7 protein-coding genes are annotated in these 5,645 nt (G+C 40.6%); 6 read left to right on the forward strand and 1 reads right to left on the reverse strand.

The genetic code is table 11. The annotated features are described in order from the left end of the window. The coding region (locus tag BMY75_RS17305; protein ID WP_139199924.1) for a helix-turn-helix domain-containing protein at positions 1 to 353 on the reverse strand (353 nt) is incomplete at its 3' end. Between the two features lie 176 nt (positions 354 to 529). On the opposite strand from BMY75_RS17305, the gene BMY75_RS17310 reads away from it, so the two are divergent. From BMY75_RS17310 to BMY75_RS17335, 6 genes are all read left to right on the forward strand, one after another. Then, entirely contained in the window at positions 530 to 934 is a 405-nt protein-coding gene (locus tag BMY75_RS17310) for a transposase (protein WP_207646289.1), read from the forward strand. A 760-nt stretch (positions 935 to 1,694) separates the two neighbouring features. Further along, entirely contained in the window at positions 1,695 to 2,213 is a 519-nt protein-coding gene (locus tag BMY75_RS17315; RefSeq protein WP_242940285.1) for a biotin transporter BioY, read from the forward strand. 26 nt (positions 2,214 to 2,239) lie between these two features. Further along, complete coding sequence (gene bioB / locus BMY75_RS17320) at positions 2,240 to 3,211, forward strand: biotin synthase BioB (RefSeq protein WP_170844350.1); 972 nt, start codon at positions 2,240 to 2,242, stop codon at positions 3,209 to 3,211. Next, positions 3,204 to 3,887: a dethiobiotin synthase gene (bioD, locus tag BMY75_RS17325; RefSeq protein ID WP_081350613.1), complete on the forward strand. Its 684-nt coding sequence runs from the start codon at positions 3,204 to 3,206 to the stop codon at positions 3,885 to 3,887. The genes bioB and bioD overlap by 8 nt, the downstream gene beginning before the upstream one ends. Positions 3,888 to 3,897: 10 nt before the next feature. Next, positions 3,898 to 5,106 carry an adenosylmethionine--8-amino-7-oxononanoate transaminase gene (gene bioA, locus BMY75_RS17330; RefSeq protein WP_074836450.1) on the forward strand — a complete coding sequence of 403 codons (1,209 nt, stop codon included), beginning with the start codon at positions 3,898 to 3,900 and terminating at the stop codon, positions 5,104 to 5,106. Between the two features lie 297 nt (positions 5,107 to 5,403). Then, on the forward strand, positions 5,404 to 5,645 hold a 242-nt coding region (locus BMY75_RS17335; protein WP_139199926.1), incomplete at its 3' end, for a transposase.

The raw sequence follows: 5,645 nt of genomic DNA on the forward strand, positions 1-5,645 counted from the left end.
CTTTCCGAGCATGTTCGCTCTTTAAAGTCCTTACCGCTATTATAACATGAAATCCACTTTCTGAAAACACTTGTGGATGAAATATGATACTTTCGGCATATCTCTACTTGACTTCCTTTACAGTCAGGATATTCAGTTACTGCTTTCAACTTAGTTTTCGCAGAATACCGTTTGTTTGTATGGCTGATCCTGACCGATTCTATTCCATCTGTTTTTGCGAAAACTACCATTTGTCTAAACGTTTCTTTTGTAACCCCATATTTCTTGGCTATTGATGCATAGCTCCCTTTTCCTGAAAGATATTCTTGCACTGCTTGAATTCTTTCTTCATCTGTCAGTTTTCTTCGTGACATAAAATAACCCCCCTAGAGTTTTACACGATTTTTGTTTTTTCGTGTGTCTACTCTAAGGGGATTATATCAGATAGTGCCAAGCTCTTCTTTTTGTGGTATAATATAATTGCAAAAAACCATTAAACCAACGAAAGGATTGTACCACAAAAATGAGAAATTGTCAAGTGCGTCTTAACATGAATTATGAGATCTACATCGAAGAAAGCTCACCTGTCAGAGTATTGAGCAATGTTATAGATGAGATCTATCAAAAAGAAGAATACACGACAGTAAGCAAGTGGAATGGCGCCATACCCGAGGATATCATGATGAAGATACTCATCTACGGCTACATGAACGACTCTTTTTCAAGACGTAAGATTGATCAGCTCTGCAAAAGAGATATCCATTTCATGTGGCTTCTCGATGGCCTTGGAGCTCCGGATCACAGCACTATCTCAAGATTTCGACAGAAAATGGGAGAACAGATCAAGCGTGTGTTTTACGCAGTTGTAAAGTATCTTTTGAATATGAAAGAGATAAGCGGTGAGAACCTGTTCATTGATGGCACCAAGATCGAAGCTAAAGAAGCTTTTTGCTAAGATCTCAGAAAACCGACTTGGAATTTCTCTTTTTGAATTAAATCCGGCATAAATACAAACAGAACATAACACCCTTGAGTCCTCTTTTTTGAAGAGAGTTTGGGGGTGTGCGCTCTGAAACAGCTTATTTCACAAGTTAATATGTTTTTTTACTCTGATGTTCGGATATGGTTAGAGGGTGCTACAGTTGCAACAGCCTCTTGTTTATTTGGTGCTTTAGCATGAGTGTTTCCCGTAGGGAAATATGTGGCGAAGCCAGGGAGTAATAGCATACTAAAAGATGTTGGTATACTTTGGATGATAAATATTTAACTCGTTTACGGGTAGCGGTGCAAGAAATGTAATGACAATAATTCAGTACCCACTTTGAGTGGGTTAGCCAGTAATAGCCCCTTTTAGGTGTAAAGCAACCCAACACTTTAGTGGTGATTCTGATTGCAGTACTCTTGACATTTCATCCATCTTATAAACAGCGGATACCCATTAGAACTAAATACAAGTCCTCGGAAAAGTTCTGCAAGCGTTTCTGAGGGCTATATTTTTTCAGGTGGTTAGTTTACGTACCGAAAAACTAAAAGCAAACCAAATCCGGGTATTTCAATCCTATAACGGTTCATAAACTTCTAATGGAGAGAAATAAGTATTGTAAACCAAATTCTAATTTATAGTTGACAATATTGATTGGTGGTGCTATAATTAAATAGCGATTTTAAAAAGGCAGGTGATGTTTATGAAAACAAAAGATATGATTTTAATATCTATGTTTGCAGCTTTGATCACAGTTGGCGCATACATAAAAATCCCCGTTCCTGTTTGTCCATTTACATTGCAGTTTCTCTTTACTACTCTGGCAGGGATAATTCTCGATGCGAAAAATGGAACTATCGCTGTTTCCGTTTATGTTTTGCTTGGGTTGGCAGGACTTCCTGTTTTTACGGGCGGAGGAGGTATAGGTTATGTATTTCAGCCTACTTTCGGGTATCTCATTGGATTTATCGCAGGATCATTTGTTACAGGTACGATAGTTGACAAAGGTGATCTGTCTATTCTGCGGCTGCTGGCAGGCGGTTTTGCAGGGCTTATGACAGTCTATGCTTTTGGTATGGCGTATTATTGGGCTGTCTGCCGATTCTATATTGGTGAGCCTATAGGAATATGGCAGCTGTTTTTGTACTGCTTTATACTGGCTGTTCCTGGTGATATATGTCTTTGTATACTTTCAGCTATACTTGGAAAAAGACTTATCCCTGCAATCAAAAGATCATATAAAATCGCATAAAACTTGAAAAGGAGCATTTTATGGATATTTTAAGACTTGCCGATGAGATCATCGGAGGAAAACGCATACATCCTGAAGATGATACGAATCTTTTTATTTCAGCAGATATAAAATTGCTGTGTGAAGGTGCAGACCGTATCAGGAAACATTTCTGCGGAGATCACGTTGATCTGTGCAGTATCATAAACGGTAAAAGCGGAAAATGCTCGGAAAACTGCCGTTTCTGCGCTCAGTCCGCCCACAACTGTACAGGGGTAAATGAGTATCAGTTCTTGGATACCGAAACTATACTGAATGAATGCAAACACAATGAAGCAAGAGGAGTACACCGATTTTCCATTGTTACAGCAGGAAGAACGCTTAACAATGATGACTTTGAAAAAGCCTTTGAAGCATACAGCACTCTTCATGAGAAAACCGATATGATGCTCTGCGGTTCTCACGGACTTCTAACAGACGAACAGTTCAGAAGACTGCGCTTAGCAGGGGTAAGCAGATACCACTGCAACATTGAAACTTCACGGAGGAACTTCCCGAATATTTGCACTACGCATACCTTTGAAGACAAGATAGATTGTATAAACCGTGCTATGAATGCAGGCTTTGAAGTGTGTTCTGGAGGTATCATCGGTATGGGTGAAACATGGGCTGACAGGATAGATATGGCAGTCACTCTCGCTGAACTTGGTGTAACTTCTATCCCCATAAATGCGCTTATGCCCATAAAGGGCACGCCTTTTGAAGACCTTGAAAGACTTTCGGAAGAAGATATTCTGCGGACTGTTGCGATATTCAGATACATCGTCCCGACAGCCGATATTCGACTTGCGGCAGGCAGAGATCTTATGACCGAATGTGGAAAACAAGCATTTTTTTCTGGTGCAAATTCAACTATAACAGGAGATATGCTGACAACTTCCGGAAACGACATAAAGGGCGATGTTAAAATGCTCAGTGATATGGGATTTGATATTGAAAAGAGGAAAAGAAATGAGTAAGGGTATTTTTGTCACAGGCACAGGAACTGATACGGGCAAAACGTACATCACAGGTCTGCTTTTGAAAAAAATGAAAGAAAGCGGATACAGCTGTGCTTATTATAAAGCAGCGATGAGCGGAAATGAACGTGACAGTAATGGAGTTCTCATTCCCGGTGATGCATTCCATGTCAAAACTGTTTCGAAGATAGATCAACCCCTTGAAGCAATGTGCCCGTATGTCTATGAAACTGCCGTTTCACCGCATCTCGCTTCAAGAATAGAAGGCTTTCCGCTTGAAATGGATATCGTAAAGGAAAACTATCTTAGGCTCATAGAAAAGTATGATATCATCGTTGCCGAAGGAAGCGGAGGTATCCTCTGCCCTCTGAGATATGATGACGAAAAAATATTCCTTGAAGATGTTATAAATCTGCTGGGTCTGCCGTGCATTATCGTTGCTGATGCAGGACTTGGTACGATAAATAGTGTTGTTCTTACGGTCTCTTACATGAAATCACGTAATATTCCGATAAAAGGCATTATCCTGAATCGTTTTCACAACGGTGACGTAATGGAAGAAGATAACAAAGAAATGTGTGAAGCTCTTACAGGTATCCCTGTCATTACCTGCATCGGGGACAACTACACCGACCTTGACATCAGCGGAGAAGACATAGCTTCACTTTGCAAATAGGAGAATAATTATGATATGGTATCCTTATGCCCAGATGAAAACACTTGAACCGCCCATAAAGATCACTTCCGCTAATGGAGTTCATCTTTACACCGAAGATGGTAACGCCCTGATAGATTCTGTTTCCTCGTGGTGGAGCGTTATCCATGGATATAACAACAGAGAGATAAATAACGCTATCAAGGAACAACTTGACAAATTTGCCCATGTTATGCTTGGCGGTCTTACACATGAGCCTGTTCAGAAGCTGTCGGACAAACTCGCTTCATGGCTGCCCGGTGATTTGAATTACTGCTTCTTCTCGGATTCGGGAAGTGTTGCTGTTGAGGTCGCTCTGAAAATGGCTTTGCAGTTCAACACAAACCGAGGCTCAGACAGAAACATTATACTTGCCCTTGAACACGCCTATCACGGTGATACATTCAAGGCTATGGAAGTCGGTGACGATGAGGATTATCATTTTGCATTCGGCAATTCAAACGAGAAAAAACGAGGCGTTATACATATCCCGACGGAGATAAATGCCCTTGAAAGTGCTTTTAAAAATTATGGAAACAAACTTAGCTGTTTTATCGTTGAACCTCTGCTTCAAGGTGCAGGCGGTATGAGAATGTACGATATTTCTTTTCTTGAAAGAGCGAGGCATCTATGCGACGAGCATGATGTTCTTTTGATATTCGATGAAGTTGCCACAGGATTTGGAAGAACAGGCAACAGTTTTGTTGCCGACCTTGTACTTCCCGATATACTTGTGCTTGGCAAGGCACTGACAGGCGGATATATCGGTCATGCTGTTACTGTTGCAAATCAGAGAGTATGGGACGGTTTCCTGAGCGATGACCCAACTCACGCTCTGATGCACGGTCCGACATTTATGGGTAACGCGCTTGCCTGTTCCGCAGCACTCAAATCTATCAAGCTGTTTGAAAAAGGTAACTATCTTGAGAAGATCAGACGAATAGAAGAGATAACAAGGCATGAGCTGACAGGCTTTACTTCCGACAAAATAGAAGAGATCAGGATAATGGGCGGCTGTGTCTGTATAGAAGTCAAGGACAGCAAGTATCTGGAAGGATTCCGCAGATATGCGTATGAACACGGTGTATTCAGCCGACCGTTCCTGAAATATATGTATGCAATGGTTCCGTATGTTATAGAAGAACGGGAACTTGTGAAAATACTCGATGTGATGAGATCGTGGTTTGATGTTTTAGACTGATGTTCTTCTAACAAAATATCCAAAAACGCAATGTAATGTATATTTATTCCGAACAGATTCCGTCGATAATGTCTTGTTGGCTTTCGGCAGATGGTCTGACACTCATTTTATTCCGCCTACGGTAGGTCAAAGTAATCATATAATAATTTGATCGGGAAGCATTTTCCAAAAGAAAAAGGGGCTGTTGCAGCCCCAACAAAGAAAAAGAGCCTGGCACAGACCTGAAAGGTGATATAATCCCCTTAGAGTAGACACACGAAAAAACAAAAATCGTGTAAAACTCTAGGGGGTTATTTTATGTCACGAAGAAAACTGACAGATGAAGAAAGAATTCAAGCAGTGCAAGAATATCTTTCAGGAAAAGGAAGCTATGCATCAATAGCCAAGAAATATGGGGTTACAAAAGAAACGTTTAGACAAATGGTAGTTTTCGCAAAAACAGATGGAATAGAATCGGTCAGGATCAGCCATACAAACAAACGGTATTCTGCGAAAACTAAGTTGAAAGCAGTAACTGAATATCTTGACTGTAAAGGAAG

The sequence above is a fragment of the Hominimerdicola alba genome, assembly GCF_900109655.1.
In the GTDB taxonomy this organism is placed as follows: domain Bacteria; phylum Bacillota; class Clostridia; order Oscillospirales; family Ruminococcaceae; genus Hominimerdicola; species Hominimerdicola alba_B.